General features: G+C 69.9%; 16 protein-coding genes and 1 pseudogene. 8 read left to right on the plus strand and 9 right to left on the minus strand.

The features are described 5' to 3' along the window. Window positions 1-69: 69 nt before the first annotated feature. Window positions 70-453, minus strand: a complete 384-nt coding sequence (locus ACWD3H_RS36325) for a hypothetical protein (protein ID WP_451958232.1) — start codon at window positions 451-453, stop codon at window positions 70-72. Window positions 454-567: 114 nt separating this feature from the next. Between ACWD3H_RS36325 and ACWD3H_RS36330 the strand changes: the two genes are divergently transcribed. After that, the gene (locus ACWD3H_RS36330) at window positions 568-1,527 is read left to right on the plus strand and encodes a diacylglycerol/lipid kinase family protein (protein ID WP_451958233.1); all 960 of its coding nucleotides are present in this window, start codon (window positions 568-570) and stop codon (window positions 1,525-1,527) included. A 279-nt stretch (window positions 1,528-1,806) separates the two neighbouring features. Further along, entirely contained in the window at window positions 1,807-2,061 is a 255-nt protein-coding gene (locus ACWD3H_RS36335; RefSeq protein ID WP_030924840.1) for a WhiB family transcriptional regulator, read from the plus strand. A 460-nt stretch (window positions 2,062-2,521) separates the two neighbouring features. Here the strand turns inward: ACWD3H_RS36335 and ACWD3H_RS36340 are convergent, their stop codons facing one another. Further along, window positions 2,522-3,985, minus strand: a complete 1,464-nt coding sequence (locus ACWD3H_RS36340; protein ID WP_350914278.1) for a PAS domain-containing sensor histidine kinase — start codon at window positions 3,983-3,985, stop codon at window positions 2,522-2,524. Window positions 3,986-4,053: 68 nt separating this feature from the next. Here ACWD3H_RS36340 and ACWD3H_RS36345 point away from each other — a divergent pair, with 68 nt between their 5' ends. The 5 genes from ACWD3H_RS36345 (at window position 4,054) to ACWD3H_RS36365 (ending at window position 9,556) form a co-directional block, all read left to right on the plus strand. Further along, a complete protein-coding gene (locus ACWD3H_RS36345) occupies window positions 4,054-5,214 on the plus strand; it encodes an 8-amino-7-oxononanoate synthase (RefSeq protein ID WP_355564981.1) in 1,161 nt (386 codons plus the stop codon). After that, entirely contained in the window at window positions 5,211-5,930 is a 720-nt protein-coding gene (locus tag ACWD3H_RS36350) for a GntR family transcriptional regulator (protein WP_030924850.1), read from the plus strand. The genes ACWD3H_RS36345 and ACWD3H_RS36350 overlap by 4 nt, the downstream gene beginning before the upstream one ends. 19 nt (window positions 5,931-5,949) lie before the next feature. Then, window positions 5,950-6,672 carry a dethiobiotin synthase gene (bioD, locus tag ACWD3H_RS36355; protein WP_451958234.1) on the plus strand — a complete coding sequence of 241 codons (723 nt, stop codon included), beginning with the start codon at window positions 5,950-5,952 and terminating at the stop codon, window positions 6,670-6,672. 103 nt (window positions 6,673-6,775) lie between these two features. Next, a complete protein-coding gene (gene bioB, locus ACWD3H_RS36360; RefSeq protein ID WP_451958235.1) occupies window positions 6,776-7,771 on the plus strand; it encodes a biotin synthase BioB in 996 nt (331 codons plus the stop codon). A gap of 132 nt (window positions 7,772-7,903) precedes the next feature. Then, entirely contained in the window at window positions 7,904-9,556 is a 1,653-nt protein-coding gene (locus ACWD3H_RS36365; protein ID WP_451958236.1) for an acetolactate synthase, read from the plus strand. Between the two features lie 165 nt (window positions 9,557-9,721). Here ACWD3H_RS36365 and ACWD3H_RS36370 read toward each other — a convergent pair whose 3' ends face one another. Together ACWD3H_RS36370 and bsaP are read right to left on the minus strand one after the other, a co-directional pair. Next, window positions 9,722-11,374, minus strand: coding sequence for a serine/threonine protein kinase (locus ACWD3H_RS36370; protein WP_451958237.1), 1,653 nt, complete (start codon window positions 11,372-11,374; stop codon window positions 9,722-9,724). Between the two features lie 372 nt (window positions 11,375-11,746). Then, window positions 11,747-11,956 carry a biotin synthase auxiliary protein BsaP gene (gene bsaP / locus ACWD3H_RS36375; protein WP_343969275.1) on the minus strand — a complete coding sequence of 70 codons (210 nt, stop codon included), beginning with the start codon at window positions 11,954-11,956 and terminating at the stop codon, window positions 11,747-11,749. On the opposite strand from bsaP, the gene ACWD3H_RS36380 reads away from it, so the two are divergent. Beyond that, on the plus strand, window positions 11,955-12,359 hold the full coding sequence (locus ACWD3H_RS36380) for a thioesterase family protein (protein ID WP_451958238.1): 405 nt from the start codon (window positions 11,955-11,957) through the stop codon (window positions 12,357-12,359). The two genes, bsaP and ACWD3H_RS36380, sit on opposite strands and share 2 nt — an antisense overlap. Here ACWD3H_RS36380 and ACWD3H_RS36385 read toward each other — a convergent pair. The 5 genes and pseudogenes from ACWD3H_RS36385 to ACWD3H_RS36405 all read right to left on the minus strand — a co-directional run bounded on the left by ACWD3H_RS36385 (window position 12,349) and on the right by ACWD3H_RS36405 (window position 15,766). Further along, window positions 12,349-12,561, minus strand: a complete 213-nt coding sequence (locus ACWD3H_RS36385) for a biotin/lipoyl-binding carrier protein (protein ID WP_157594786.1) — start codon at window positions 12,559-12,561, stop codon at window positions 12,349-12,351. The genes ACWD3H_RS36380 and ACWD3H_RS36385 overlap by 11 nt on opposite strands. A gap of 49 nt (window positions 12,562-12,610) precedes the next feature. Then, complete coding sequence (locus ACWD3H_RS36390) at window positions 12,611-12,880, minus strand: hypothetical protein (protein ID WP_451958239.1); 270 nt, start codon at window positions 12,878-12,880, stop codon at window positions 12,611-12,613. Window positions 12,881-12,914: 34 nt separating this feature from the next. Further along, window positions 12,915-12,986, minus strand: a pseudogene (locus ACWD3H_RS36395) (biotin carboxylase N-terminal domain-containing protein); the annotation flags it as partial. Between the two features lie 156 nt (window positions 12,987-13,142). Continuing rightward, window positions 13,143-14,423: an HD-GYP domain-containing protein gene (locus ACWD3H_RS36400; protein ID WP_451958240.1), complete on the minus strand. Its 1,281-nt coding sequence runs from the start codon at window positions 14,421-14,423 to the stop codon at window positions 13,143-13,145. Then, the gene (locus tag ACWD3H_RS36405; RefSeq protein ID WP_350959590.1) at window positions 14,420-15,766 is read right to left on the minus strand and encodes an HD-GYP domain-containing protein; all 1,347 of its coding nucleotides are present in this window, start codon (window positions 15,764-15,766) and stop codon (window positions 14,420-14,422) included. The genes ACWD3H_RS36400 and ACWD3H_RS36405 overlap by 4 nt, the downstream gene beginning before the upstream one ends. Between the last annotated feature and the right edge of the window lie 89 nt (window positions 15,767-15,855).

Raw genomic sequence — 15,855 nt, forward strand, 5'->3', positions numbered from 1 at the left:
CGCGGTGTGCCGCGGTGACCTGTGACAACGCGGCGAGGCCCCGTCTGACCGGCCCCGGTGGGCACGTGCCTAGCCCTGGTCCCCGTAGAGGGCATGCGTCGTCGGCGGAGACAGTAGCGTGACCAGTCCGATCACCACCAGGGTGATCAGCGAGATGCCGATCACCAGTTGGTCGGACTGGATCAGCGTGACCGAGATCGGGATGGCGAAGATCTGCGTCAGCACGCCCGGACTCCGGGCCCACCGCTCGGTGAGGATCATGCCCCATCCGACCCAGAGCAGGGCCGCGCCGATGATGATCCCGGACACCGCGACGGCGATCGAGGTCATCAGGTCGGACGGCCGGCCGATCATGGTCTCCACGCCGACGTAGCCGCCGAGGAGCAGAGCGGTGGCGCCTTCCACCGCCATGACGGCGGCGGCGACGGTGAGGGTCATCGGACGGTTCGACACGGTGTCAACCCTATCGCCGGGGGGCGCCACACCGTTCTTTGCCGTCTCGGCTCAGGTCTTGACGGAAGGTCGGGTTTCGACGGAAGTCTGGGTTCCGGCGGATACGCTGAGATTATGCGCGCGATGCTCCTGGTGAATCCGAAGGCGACGACGACCAACCAGCGGACCAGGGATGTGCTCATCAGGGCGCTGAGCGCGACGATGAACCTGACCGTCGAGGAGACCGGCTACCGGGGACACGCGACACAGCTCTCCCGCAAGGCCCACGCCTCCGGTTACGACGTGCTGGCCGTACTGGGCGGTGACGGCACCATCAACGAGGCAGTGAACGGGCTGCTCGACCCGGTGGATGGAAAGGGCGGCGACGAGGGCAGTTCGGTCGACCGGCCGGCGCTGCTGGCCATTCCCGGCGGCAGCGCCAACGTCTTCGTCAGGGCCCTCGGCCTGCCGAACAGTCCGGTCGAGGCGGTGGGGGCGATCCTGGAGGCGATCCGTGACGGCCGGCAGCGGATCGTCGGCCTCGGTCAGGCGATCTGGGATGACCAGACTAGATATTTCACGTTCTGTAGTGGCCTGGGGTACGACGCCGAGGTGGTCAGGGCGGTCGAGGGGATAAGGGGCACCGGCCGCAAGGCCACGCCCGCGCGCTATGTGAACACCGCGTTACACCACTACCTGTCGACGGACAAGCGTCACCCCTCGATGACCGTCGAGGGGCCGGAGGTGCCGCCGACCGGCGGCGTCTACATGGCCGTCGTCTCCAACACCTCACCCTGGACGTACATCGGCCCGCGGCCGGTCTCACCGACCCCGTGGGCGAGCTTCGAGACCGGCCTTGACCTGCTGGGCCTGCAGCGCCTGGGCCTGCCGAGCATGCTCCAGCTGATACCACAGATCATCGGCGCCCGCGACACTCTGCCCACCGGCCGTCATCTGGTGCAGCTCCACGACGAGAGAGAGTTCACGCTGAGTGCCGGGCGGCCCGTGGCGTTTCAGCTGGACGGGGACTACCTGGGGGAGGTTGAGAGGATAACGTTCCGCTCTATCCCTAACGCGTTACGAGTCTTGGTCTAACCCGTTACATCCCGTCATTGTGTGACGCATCCGACATCCATTTCAGGCAAAACCTTCTCCCAAACCTCTTGCGTGTACTGAGCGTGGCTGACAATCTCGAGATTGACGTCGGAACGTAGGACCTTTGAGCGGCACCCCGCTCCCAGGCCATCGGCGATCAAGCGGACGTGCCCCGAGCCGAACCACGGATCGGGGAGTTGTTCGCGCTGGTTAGTGAAACTCTTCACAAAGTGAGCCGTTGGAGCGCGTAAGGGCTCCTCTTTACTAAGGAGTGGACGCATGGACTGGCGCCACCGAGCTGCCTGCCGTGACGTGGACCCCGAGCTGTTCTTCCCGATCGGCAACACCGGCCCCGCCCTGATGCAGATCGAAGAAGCGAAGCAGGTCTGCCGTACTTGCACTATCAGTGAAGCATGCCTGAAGTGGGCGCTGGAGTCCGGGCAGGACGCCGGTGTCTGGGGCGGCCTGAGCGAGGACGAGCGACGCGCCTTCAAGCGCCGTACGGCCCGAGCCCGCGCCCGCAGTAGCGTTTAATTGCGACGCTAACGCGTCGCGGTTCGGCCGCGTGCCGATGGCGACGCTGCGCGTCGCGGTTCGGCCGCTCAGACCCGGCTTCTTCCCTCGTCGTTCATCCGCTTCGCGCTGTGTCAATGGCGACGCTGGCGCGTCGCGGTTCGGCCGCTCAGACCCGGCTTCTTCCCTCGTCGTTCATCCGCTTCGCTCCTTCACTCCTCAGTCCAGTCGCCGGCGCGGCCTCACGGTAGTCCCTCGGGGTAGGCATGGGCACGTCCCCAAGGTGGCATCTGACCGGTCACCGGCGTGGCGTTGTGGTGAAGCGCTCTGACCTGGTTTCCTACCTCTTCGTTCGTTCCGTTTCGCGTTGCGTCAACGGCGACGCCACGCGTTGCGGTAAGAATGTTCCGCTCCTTGGTCCGGTCGGCGATGCGGCCTCGCTGTGAGGTTTCGATCTGACGCGGTTTCCCTGCCCCGCCGCTCAGGCCGCGGGGAGGGGGATGCTCAGGCTCACCTCGGTGCCGCCGCCCTGTCGCGGTTCGATGGCCAGCCGCCCGGACAACTCGCCCACCACCAGGGTCCGTACGATCTGCAACCCCAGACTGGTGGTCTGGTCCAGGTCGAAGTCCTCTGGCAGCCCGCTGCCGTTGTCGGACACGATCACGTCCAACCGCTCGGCCCCGCGCGACACGATCACCTGGAGCTTACCCTGACGCTGCGCCAGCCCGTGCTGGACAGCGTTCTGCAGCAACTCTGTGAGGACCATCGCCAGCGGCGTCGCGATCTCCGAGCGCAGCACCCCGAAGCTCCCCACCCGGCGCGGCACGACCTGCGTCTCCGGGGCCGCGACCTCTCCCGTCATCGCGATCACCCTGTCGGCGATGTCGTCGAAGTCCACCTGCTCCTCGGGCGTGTGGGAGAGCGTCTCGTGCACGATCGCGATCGACCCGACCCTGCGTACCGCCTCCTCCAGCGCCTCCCTGCCCTCCGGCAGCCGCAGCCGCCTGGCCTGGAGCCGCAGCAGCGCGGCCACCGTCTGCAGGTTGTTCTTCACCCGGTGGTGGATCTCCCTGATGGTGGCGTCCTTGGTCATCAGCTCTCGCTCACGGCGGCGCAGCTCGGTCACATCCCTGATGAGCACCAGAGCGCCGATCCTTCCGCCACCGACGATCAGCGGGATCGCCCGCAGCTGCACCACGGTGCCGCCCGACTCCACCTCCGTCTCCCGGGGCTCTCGCCCGCTCGCGACGATCATCAGGTTCTCGTTGATGGGCTCGTCGGAGTAACAGAGCGTGGCGGTCGTACGGCCCAGCTCCGCACCGACCAGGTCGGCGGTGAGGCCCAGCCGCCGGTAGGCCGACAGCGCGTTCGGCGAGGCGTACGTGACACGGCCCGCCCGGTCGAGCCGGAGCAGCCCGTCGCCCACCCGCGGGGAGCGGACCAGGATCGGCTCCGCACCGGAGAACGGGAAGCGGCCCTCGGCCACCATCTGGGCCAGGTCGGAGGCGCTCTGCAGGTAGGTCAGCTCCAGCCTGGAGGGGGTCCGCGCGGAGGACAGGTTCGTCGAGCGCTGGATGACGCCCAGGAAGTGGTCGGCCCGCCGCACGGGAATGGTCTCCTCGCGCACCGGCACCCCGCTCGACCAGTCCGGATCGCCCTCGCGGCAGATACGCCGCTCGTTCCAGGCGGTCTCCAGCAGCGGCCGTTCGCCCTTCGCCGCGATCATGCCCACGATGTCGTCGTGATAGACGGTCGGCCCGGTGGTGGGCCGCATCTGCGCGATCGCGACCCAGCCGGAGCCGTCCTTCAGCGGGATCCACAGGATCAGGTCGGCAAAGGACAGGTCCGCGAGGAGCTGCCAGTCGGAGACCAGCGAGTGCATCCACTCAAGGTCCGCATCGTCGAGCGCGGTGTGACGGACCGCCAGGTCGCTTAGAGTCGGCACTCGTGCATCATGCGTTCTTTCCAGGCCCGAACGCGAATCGGGTGAGTCCTGCTGAAAAGATGCCGCTTATGGAGCAGATCCCTGATCCGCTGGCCCGGTTCCGTACGGCGGCGGCCACGAGGGACGCCGCGGGGCTGCGGCGGACCCTACGCGCCCGCACACCGGACGACGACGGCCTCGTCGATCTGGCCTCCAACGACTACCTCGGCCTGGCCAGGGACGAGCGGCTGGCCGAGGCGGCCGTGGCGGCGACACGCACCTGGGGTACCGGCTCCACGGGTTCCCGCCTGGTCACCGGCTCCACGGCCCTGCACGCGCGCCTGGAGGCACGACTGTGCGCCTTCACCGGCGCGGAGGGCGCCCTGGTGTTCTCCTCCGGCTACCTGGCCAACCTGGCCGCCGTCGCGGCTCTGGGCAGGGGCGCCCTGGTGGTCTCCGAGGCGGGCAACCACGCGTCGATAGTGGACGCCTGCCGGCTGTCGCGCTCGCGGGTCGTGGTCACCCCGCACCGGGACGTCGCCGCCGTGGAGAGGGCGCTGGCCTGCCGGGACGAGGAGCACGCGATCGTGGTCACGGACGCGGTCTTCTCCGTGGACGGCGATCTGGCCCCGCTCGCGGAGCTGCACGCGGCGACGGTGCGGCAGGGTGCGCTGCTGGTCGTCGACGAGGCCCACGCGATCGGGGTCATCGGGCCGCGCGGACAGGGCGCTGTGCACGCCGCGGGGCTGGCGGACGAGCCGGGCATTGTGAGAACGATCACACTGTCCAAGTCCCTGGGGGCCCAGGGCGGAGCCGTACTGGGCGCGCCCGAGGTCATCCAAACCCTTGTGGACACGGGCCGGCCGTTCATCTTCGACACCGGGCTGGCACCCGGCAGCGTGGCCGCGGCACTCGCCGCTGTCGATATCCTTCACCATCAGCCCGAACTGCCCGGACGCGTGCGAACCATGGCGAGGAAGCTGGCCGCTATGGCCCGCGATCTCGGCCTGGAGAGCGGCGATCCGGCGGGTGCGGTCGTCCCCGTCGTGCTCGGCCCACCCGAGATCGCACTTCGGGCCGCCCTCATCTGTGCGGAACACGGGGTGCGCGCCGGATGCTTCCGGCCGCCCTCGGTGCCGGTCGGCCGCTCTTGCCTGCGGTTGACGGCACGGGCCAATCTGAGTTCCGACGATCTAGCGGTGATCAGGGGTGCACTCACCGCCGTGGCCGAGATGAAGGTGACCATGTGAGCGACGACTCCCCGAGAATCCCGAAATACTACGACGTCAAGCGCAGCCTGCTCACCCTCACCAAGAGCCTGCCCGCGGGCAGCGCCCTGCCCCCCGAGCGAGCCCTCGCGGTCCGCTTCGAGACGTCGCGCACCACGGTGCGCCAGGCCCTGTCCGAGCTCGTGGTCGAGGGTCGCCTGGTGCGCATCCAGGGCAAGGGGACGTTCGTCGCACAGCCCAAGGTCGCCCAGGTCCTCCAGCTGACCTCCTACACCGGGGATCTGCGGACCGTCGGCCTCGAACCCGACACCAAGATCCTTGACATCAGCTACGTCACCGCCGACGAGCAGCTGGCCCGCCGCCTGGCCATCAACGCCGGCGGCCGCGTGCTGCGCATCCACCGGCTACGCCTGGCCAGCGGCGAGCCGATGTCGATCGACACCACCCACCTGTCGGCCCGGCGTTTCCCCCGCCTGCGACGGGAGCTGGAGATGCACTCCTCGCTGTACGAGACGCTGTACAACGCGTACAACGTGCGACTGACCGACGCCGAGGAGATCATCGAGACCGTGCTGGCCACCCCGTACGACGCGCAGGTGCTCGGCGTCGACGCGGGCCTGCCGCTGCTCCTGCTCACCAGGCATGCCTTCGACGCGGACGGCAACCCGGTCGAGTGGGCCCAGTCCCTGTATCGGGGCGACCGCTACAAGTTCGTCACCCGCCTGCGCCGCCCCTGACCCACCTAAGCTGGGACGAGTGAGCATTCTCGTGGTCACCGGGACCGACACCGGGGTGGGAAAGACCGTCGTCACCGCGGCGGTGGCCTCGCTCGCCAAGGAGCGGGGCTCCTCCGTGGCCGTGGTGAAACCCGCGCAGACCGGGGTGTCGGACACCGAACCCGGCGACGTGGACGACGTCATCCGGCTGTCCGGGGTACGGACGACCTTCGAGTCGGCCAGGTACCCCGCCGCGCTGTCCCCCGCGGCGGCGGCGCGCCTGGCCGGTCTGCCGCCGGTCTCCCTCGCCCGGGTGGCGGACCGGGTCGGCGAGCTGGCCGACTCACACCGGCTGGTGATCGTCGAGGGGGCGGGCGGGCTCCTCGTCCGCTTCGACGAGGAGGGCGCGACCCTGGCCGACCTGGCCAGGGCGCTCTCGGCGCCGGTGCTCCTGGTGACCAGGGCCGGGCTGGGCACGCTCAACCACACCGCGTTGACGCTGGAGGCGATGGCCCACCGAGGGCTGGAGCCGGCCGGGGTGGTGATCGGCTCCTGGCCGGCCGCGCCCGGTCTCGCCGAGCGGAGCAACGTCGCGGATCTGGAGATGCTGGCCGCCCGGCCGCTGGCGGGCGCCCTTCCCGAGGGCGCCGGGCTGCTGGAGCGCGACGCCTTCGCCCACGCCGCCCACTCCGGGCTGGGGCCGGCGCTGGGCGGTGGTTTCGACCCCGCCGCCTTCCGCACCACCCTTAGGCTTTCCCCGTAGCCACGACCGCGGATCCGAACCGCTCGACGTCCTCCCCGGTGGAAGCCGGGAATCCCGCCCCTTCCCGGGGCCGCACCCGGGATCTCCACGCTGGAGGTATTTGATGAGCGACATCCTCGAGATCGCCAGGACGCAGGTGCTGGAGGGAGGCCGTGGTCTCGACGCCGCGCAGGCCCTGCGCTGCCTGGAACTGCCGGACGACCGCCTGGCCGAGCTGCTGGCCCTGGCCCACGAGGTGCGGATGAAGTGGTGTGGTCCCGAGGTGGAGGTCGAGGGGATCGTCTCCCTCAAGACCGGCGGCTGCCCCGAGGACTGCCACTTCTGCTCGCAGTCGGGGCAGTTCTCCTCCCCGGTCCGCTCCCTCTGGCTGGACATCCCCTCTCTGGTCGAGGCCGCCAGGGAGACCGCCGCGACCGGGGCGACCGAGTTCTGCATCGTGGCCGCCGTACGGGGACCCGACCAGCGCCTGATGGACCAGGTCCGCCAGGGCGTGAAGGCGATCCGCGAGGCGGTCGACATCAACGTCGCGTGCTCGCTGGGCATGCTCACCCAGGCACAGGTCGACGAGCTGGCCGAGATGGGCGTGCACCGCTACAACCACAACCTGGAGACCGCGAGGTCGCACTTCGGGAAGGTCGTCACCACCCACACCTGGGAGGAGCGCTGGGACACCTGCCTGATGGTGCGCGAAGCCGGCATGGAACTGTGCTGCGGCGGCATCGTGGGCATGGGCGAGACGCGGGAGCAGCGGGCCGAGTTCGCCGGGCAGCTGGGCGAGCTGGCGCCCGACGAGGTCCCGCTGAACTTCCTCAACCCGCGCCCCGGCACGCCCTTCGAGTCCTTCCCGCTGCTGGAGGGGTCCGAGGCGCTCCGGACGATCGCCACCTTCAGGCTCGCGCTGCCCCGCACGATCCTGCGCTACGCGGGCGGTCGCGAGCTGACCCTGGGCGACCTGGGCACCCGCGACGGCATGCTCGGCGGCATCAACGCGATCATCGTGGGGAACTACCTGACCACCCTGGGCCGCTCGGCCGAGGCCGACCTCGGCCTGCTGGCGGACCTGAAGATGCCCATCAAGGCGCTCTCCGACACTCTCTGAGCCTCCCGCCGACGAATGCCTATCCCTTATCTCCAGCCGGATGCCATATGTGCTGCCCGCATTAGGCGAGGGGATCTGGGCAGGGAGAACAATCCCTGTTCGGCTAAGTGACTGACTGGTAGGTTGCGCGATATGGAGTCTCCGAAGCACGCAGGTGACATCGCGGTCGCCATCTCCAAGGCATACGGCATCGAGACCATGTTCACCCTGTCCGGTGGACATGTCTTCCCGCTCTACGACGGCGCGGTCCACGAGGGGATGCCCATCCTGGACGTCCGCCACGAGCAGAGCGCGGTCTTCGCCGCCGAGGCGACCGCGCGGCTCACCCGTAAACCCGGGCTGGCCGTACTCACCGCGGGCCCCGGCATCACCAACGGCGTCAGCGGAGTGGCCACCGCGCACTTCAACGGCTCGCCCGTCGTGGTCATGGGAGGCCGCGCCCCCCAGTCCCGGTGGGGTTCGGGCGCGCTGCAGGAGATCGACCACCCGCCGCTGTTCGCACCGATCACCAAGCTGGCCTTCACCGGCTCGGGCGCCGACTCCGTCGCGCAGGACGTGGAGATGGCCTTCCGCACCGCCCTCGCCCCGCACCGCGGCCCCGTCTTCCTCGACTTCCACATGGACCACCTCTTCTCGGCCGCGCCTGCGCTCGAAGAGGCCCCCCAGACGCTGACCCCGTCGCCGCTGGAGCCCGACCCCGACGCGCTGGCCGCGATCGCCCGCCTGATCGCCGAGGCCCAGCGCCCGGTGCTGGTGCTCGGCTCCGACGTGTGGATGGACCGCGCCGAGGAGGTCGCCAGGAGCTTCGCCGAGGAATACCGCCTGCCGGTCATCCCCAACGGCCAGGGCCGCGGCATCCTGCCCGCCGGCCACGAACTGCTGGTCACCCGGGCCAGGGGAACGGCGTTCTCCCAGGCCGACCTGGTGATCGTGGCCGGCACCCCGATCGACTTCCGCCTCGGCTACGGCTGGTTCGGCGGCAAGGACGGCACCCCGCTCGCCAAGGTCGTGCACCTGGCCGACGCGCCGTCGCAGCTGACCACGCACATGGAGCCCGCGGGCACCGCAGCCGGTGACCTCTCGCTGCTGTTCTGGGGGCTTGGCACGGCCTGCGCCGAAGCGGGCGTGTCCCCCAAGGCCTACGCGCCCTGGGTGACCCGGCTCTCCGAGGCGGCCTCGGCCGCCATCGCCGCCGACGCCGCCCTGCTCGAGTCCGCGGCCGACCCGATCCACCCGATGCGGATCTACGGCGAGCTGGGCAAGCTCCTCGCCGACGACGCCGTGGTGATCGGCGACGGCGGTGACTTCGTCTCGTACGCGGGCAAGTACGTCGAGCCGAAGCAGCCGGGAAACTGGCTCGACCCGGGCCCGTACGGCTGCCTGGGCACGGGTCTGGGTTACGCCATCGCCGCCAGGGTGGCCCGTCCCTCCTCGCAGGTGGTGCTGCTGCTCGGCGACGGTGCGGCCGGCTTCTCGCTGATGGACGTCGACACGCTCGTGCGGCACCGCCTGCCGGTCGTGATGATCTGCGGCAACAACGGTATGTGGGGCCTGGAGAAGCACCCCATGCAGATGCTCTACGGCTACGACGTGGCCGCGGACCTCCAGCCGCAGTGCCGCTACGACCAGGTGGTGACCGCCCTCGGCGGTGGCGGTGAGCTCGTCACCGACCCCTCGCAGATCGGCCCGGCCCTGCGCCGCGCGTTCGACTCCGGTGTGCCCTACATGGTCAACATCGCCACCGACCCCTCGGTGGCCTACCCCCGCCAGACCACGGGCATCTAGGCCCTGCCCGGCGGATCTCGCCGTGACGGGGATCGGCCGGCTGGTGCCTCGCGAGGCGGAGGAGGGAGCCGCGGCGTGCCGCGGTGACCGATGACGCGGCGAGGCACCGCCCGCCCCCGAAGGGGAGGAAGGTCCCCGCGGGACAGCCGCCGTTACCTTGCCTGCCTAGAGCTTGGGGGTCGGGGTGGGCGTCGGGGTGGGCGTGGGCGGGCAGTCGACGTTGACGGCGATGATCTCCACCGGCTTGGAAGGGCTCCACATCGTTCCCGCGCCGGGGCGGGACTCGACCACCTCGACACACCCCGAACGATCGACGTCGGCGCTGTAGGAGAGCTTCGACGTGAAGCCCGCCTGCTTGAGCGTCGCGGCCGCCGCCTCCGGCGTCATCCCGATGACGGCAGGAACACTCTTCTTCGGCAGCAGGGTCGGGGTGGGAGTGGCGGTGGGAGTAGGAGTGGGGGTCCGCGTCTTCGTGGCCTCCGCGGTGGGAGACGGCGGCTTGTCCCCCTGGGTCGCCGTCGGCGTGGGCCGATCGTTCGGGGTCAGGCGGGTCACCGTGGGAGTAGGGGACGGCGGCTTGCGGGATCCCTTCTTCGGCGGCGTCGGCGACGCGCTGACGGTGGGCACCGTTTGCCCCCCCATGAGGTCGGGGTCAGGGGCCGAGCCTGAGGCCGCCAACCCGTTGATCGCCACCGTGACGAGGCCGACGCATATCGCGCCCGCCGCCACCGACGCCGCGATCACCCCTCCCTTGCGCCCCTGTTTCCGCGCGGCGCGGCGGCCGCGGTGCTGCGAGACCGTCTCGGTGGCCGGTCCCACCCCGTGCGCCGACGTGGTGGGGTGTTGCACCGCGTCCTGCCAGCCGCCCGTCTGCGGCATGGCCGGTCCCTGGCCCTGCCAGCCGGTCTGTCCCTGCTGGGGTGCCTGCACCTGCCATCCGGTCTCCGGGACGTTTCCTGCCTGCGGCGACAGCGCGGTGGCACCCTCCGCGCCGAAGGCCGCCTGCCTGGCGGCGGCGCTCATGGCGGCGGCACTGGGGAAGCGCCGGGCCGGATCCTTGGCGAGGGAGCGCTCCACAAGCGCCCGGATCGCGGGCGGGACGTCCGGCGGCAGCGGCGGCGGCGCCTCGCGGATGTGCTTGAGCGCGATGGTGACCGGCGTGTCACCGTCGAACGGGCGCTGCCCGGCCAGGCACTCGTACGCCACCACGCCCAGCGCGTAGATGTCCACGGCGGGCGTGACGGGTGCGCCCTCCGCCTGCTCCGGCGCGCAGTAGGCGGCGGTGCCGAGCACCATGCCCGCGTCCGTCAGCCGGCTGGCGGTGTCGGATCTGGCGATGCCGAAGTCGGTGAGCACCAGGGTGCCGTCCGAGCGCACCAGCAGGTTGCCCGGCTTGATGTCCCGGTGGACGATGCCCTGGTCGTGGACCGCCTGCAGCGCCGAGGCCGCCTGGGAGATGAGGTCCATCGCGGCCCCGGGGGCGATGCGTCGCAGCCGTCCGAGCAGGCGGTCGAGCGGCTCGCCGTCGACGAACTTCATCACCAGGTACGCCGTAGCCCCCGCGCCGGGTACCTCGTGAACCCCGTAGTCGTACACGTCGACGACCCCGGGATGGTTGATCGTCGCCATCGCCCTGGCCTCGCCCTGGAAGCGAACCAGGAAGCCCGGATCGTCGGTACGGCCCGGGAGCAGCACCTTGACGGCGACGGTGCGGGCCAGGACCATGTCCTCGCCCTTCCACACCTCGCCCATACCGCCGGCGCCGATGCGGGTATCCAGGCGATACCGCCCCGCCAGCGTCGTGCCTTGGGCCACCATTACTCCCCCGTAACCCTCTCCACTCCTACGCCAGGGCTCTCCAACAAAGCGGATTCGCATCGCGGCACCATCACGGCGCTGTAACGAAACCCTGCATGCCGTATGGCTCGCAAACAAGACGCGTGCCGTAGCATCGCACAAACCCCGGCAATTTTGGGCGTACTTGTACACCTTGCAGGCCCTTGCGCCCGGGGCAACTCGGGCGTCATACCCGAAACAGCCGACCCGGGTACCGCAACGGCAACCCACAGCACACCAGCAAAGTCCGTAAAACCCTACAAGACTACGCAGATAAGACGTAAGCCGGGGCGAAAGCGACCCATCTCCACCGAACCGCATTCGGGTGAAAAAGCCGGCACACGCTGCTCACCGTCAGCCGCTTGTCACACCGTGCTCGGCGCAGCGCGCGGACCAGCCGCCTGGGGTCACCTGCACCACCATCCGGCGGCGGCAGCGGGCACAGTAACGGGGCGGCTCCATCACGCGCGCGGCCCGGCACCCGGCGTGGTCGGCCTCGCCCTCCGGGCGGCCGCAGTGGTCGCAGTACGGGGTCACGGGACCAGAGCCTATGCTGGCGCGCATGACGCTCGCTCCCGGTCTGCAGGCACGGCTTCTCACCATGGTGGAGAAGGAGGACACCGCGACGAAGGTCGGCAGCGGGGACGTCCCCGTGCTGGCCACCCCCCGCGTGCTGGCTCTCGCGGAACAGGCGACCCTCCAGGCGGTCGCTGGAGCTCTGGCCCCCGGCCAGACCTCCGTGGGCACACGGGTCTCTCTGGAGCACCTGGCGGCCAGCCCGGTCGGCACGCACATCGAGGTCGCCGTCGAACTCACCGAGGTCGACGGCCACCGCCTGGTCTTCGGCTTCACCGCCCGCGATCGGAAGTCCGTCGTCGCGAGCGGAACCATCGAGCGCGTCGTCGTCGACCGCGAGCGCTTCCTCGCGCGCCTCACTCCCGGGAGCGGGGGCGGAACTACTCGATGACGGCGATCAGGTCGCCCTCCTGGATGACATCGCCCTCGGCGACCTGCAACTTGGCGATCACGCCGTCGTCCTCGGTGAGGACCGGGATCTCCATCTTCATCGACTCAAGAATGAGCAGGGTGTCGCCGTCCTCTACGGTGTCCCCCTCGGCCACGAGGACCTTCCAGACATTCGCCACCATCTCAGCGCGGATCTCAGCCACCGGAAACTCCCATCGTTCAACGTTCTTCAACTGTGCCAGACAGAGCTGATCACGCTCGCATGCGAGATACCAGTCCTGTGTCGTACTTTCCGTCGACGGACTCCGGCCGTTCCAGCAGCTCCAGGCGGAACGGTCGGTTGTTGCCCGCCACGGCCTCGCGGGCGCGCCCCAGCGCCTCGGCATGCGTCCGCCCGTACCCGCACAGCTTGGCCATGAGCGGATCGTAGAACGGCGTGACCGTGTTCCCCAACGCGTACCCGGAGTCGACCCAGCCCCCCTCGCCCGGCGGCTCCTTCGGTGACGAACGGCAGGTCGGCATCCACCTCGAAGTACACCGCGACGGCACGCACCCCCATGTGCCGAACCGTGCGGACGATCCGTCGTGCGATTTCGCCACGGTCGGCGATCAGAACGGACTCGAACACGTTGGTGGGTTCCTTTCGACCGCTCCACCCTACGGCTGGGCATTCCGCGCAACCGTTCGCCCGAAACCACCGATCGCGGCAACGCGAACCGTAGGAACCCCGCAGATGTGAGCGGGCGGAAACCGCAGGGAACCGGCGTTCAACTGTAGGAGAACCCTAAAGCCGATGGATCGGGGCCAGCCTGTCGATCACTCTGGCCATCGCCTCGACGACCGTCGGATCGTACTCCTTGCCCGCGCCGAGACGGAGACGCTCCAGCGCGGCGCCTGCCCGATCGCGGTCACTGGAACCACCCACGAGATCGTCGTAGGCGTTGGCCGCCTTGATGATGCGGCTGGCCGTGGGCGGCTTCTCGGCGCAGGTGTCACACTGACGACGGACGATCTCGGCCACCCGGTCCAGCACCCCGGTCTGCTTGATCACCTCCGCGCCCAGCTCGGCGATGCGCCGCGCCTGCTCGGGGTCGGTGAGAACCGTGGCACCGCCGGGAATCGGGTCGCGCAGCGACAGCTGACCGATGTCGTGCATGAGCGCGGCGTATTCGAGCTCCAGCAACTCGGGCTCGGCCGTGCCGAGCTCCCGCCCGACCGCCACCGCCAGGCGGCTCACCCGGCGGGAATGCCCCGGCTCGACATAGCCGCCGACCTCGGTGACCCTCGACAACGCTCGTACGGTCTGCAGATAGGTGGCCCTGATCCCGGCGTACTTACGGAAGGCGACCTGGGTGACCAGCAGCGGCGCCGCGAAGACCAGCAGCGCGGCCATGTCCATGCTGTGCGAGGCGAGCGCGAGCAGGATGCCCGAGGCCGCGACGGCGACCCCCAACGGCGCGGCCATCCACAGCTCGTCGTGAACGGCCACCTTGAAGGCGGCACGCACCTGTTCGGCCCGGAGCGCGGCGGCCAGCAGCACGTCGGCCACCACCATGAGCAGGATGAACAGGGCCATCACTCCGAGCGCGGGCCACCAGCCGCTCTCATCGCCCCTGGCCAGGTCGAACAGCGGGCCTGCCAGCGGCCGGTAGGCCAGCGCGAGCAGGGCGCCGGTGAGCAGCCTGCGCGCCATCGCGTCCAGGCGGGGTGGGCGGCCCACCGCGAGGTGCGGCAGCGCCCCGGCGACCATGCCGACCGAGAGCACCGCGACGACCTGGAGCGCCGAGTGCCGGGTGGGAACACCACCCATGTCCAGCAGGAGCGTGTAACCGAGCGCGGCCGCCGCGCCGATCGGCGCCACCTCCCTGTTGCCGGGCATGGTCAGCCTGGCCAGTTCCCCCGCCGCGATCAACGCGCCGAAGGCGACGGCGATCTGGGGATCGAGCAGCCCTGTCGCGGCCGTGTGGGCCACCCCGGCCACCGCCAGCAGGCCCGCCGCGCAGATCAGCAGCAGCTGACCCGAGTCGAGCGCCTGGAAAGCCCGGTTGGCGCCGGAGCCGTTCATCGCTCGGACACCACCTGAATGGGCATGGTCGGGTCGTCGTGGTCCTTCGTGGTGGTCTCCGCCACGTCGGCCAGGGGCGTGACGACGGTGCGCGGCGGCTCCCAGCCGTCGCGGTCGACCGCCTTGATGAACGCCACGACCATCACCGGGTCGAACTGGGTGCCGGCGCCCTTGCGCAGCTCGGTCATGGCCACCTCGCGCGGACGGGCGTTGCGGTAGGAACGGTCCGAGGTCATCGAGTCGAAGGCGTCGGCCACCGCGATGATCCTGGCGAACTCCGGGATCTCGTCCCCCGCCAGCCCCATCGGGTAGCCCTTGCCGTCCTGCCGCTCGTGATGGTGCATGATCCCGGCGAACGCCTCGTCCAGGAAGTCGATGCCGCGCACGATCTCCAGCCCGCGCATCGGATGGAGCTGGATGGCCGCGAACTCCTCCTCGCTGAGCGGGCCGTCCTTCTGCAGCACCTTGGTCGGCACGCCCAGCTTGCCCACGTCGTGAAGCATCCCGGCGTAGCGGATCGCACGCAACCGCTCGGACCCCATGCCGATCTCCTCAGCGATCATTCCCGCGGCCAGGGAGACGCGGGTGCAGTGGCCGCGCGTGTAGTAGTCCTTGGTCTCCACCGCCTGGCAGAGCGCGGCGATCGTGGCGTCGTAGGAGCGCTGCTGCGCGAGGTACTGGCCGAAGGCCCAGCGGGCCACGAAGAGCGGGAGCAGCACGAGCACCGCGGAGATCGAGTTGACCGTGGCCCACAGCCCCGCGATCAGCAGGCCGAAGGTGGCGTAACCGAAGTAGGAGACCATGAACTGGGCCACGCCCCGCAGCGGCACCTGATCGGCCTGGCCCGTGACCGCCAGCACCAACGCGATCAGGACGAAGTTGAGGGGCACGAAGACGGCCGCCGCGCCCGCGAACGGCACGATGATCTCGTCGAATCCGGCGATGGTGGGCACCTCGGCTCTGCCACCGAGCGCCACGTAGACCCGGCCCGCGACGTAGCCGCAGATGGCGAACTGGGCGCTGTTGAACAGCCGCTTCACCAGCGGCAGGCCGGGCCGCACGCTGAACATGGCCGTCATGCCGACCAGCGCCGCTCCCTCGGGGCCGAGCAGCACCACCGCGGCGAGCACGGCGGAGAAGCTGACCGACACCGCCGCCTGCCTGACGCTCAGCAGGGTGGGCACCGACTCGCACACCAGGAACAGCAGGGCAAGCACCATGAGGTTGGACCAGTCGAGCCGATCCAGGCGACCGTCCGCCGCCACGCTGTATCCGAGCAGCACAAAGGCGGCTCCGATGACAAGGATCAGATAGACCTTGGCAAACCACGGCAGTCCACGCAAAGCGGCCACCCTAGGGTTCCAAAGGGCGCGCGTTCAGGTCCAGGAGATCCCGGGGTGGGCCGGGTCGACCGTTTCCTTCAACATGCGCT

The sequence above is a fragment of the Streptosporangium sp. NPDC002607 genome (genome assembly GCF_053592655.1).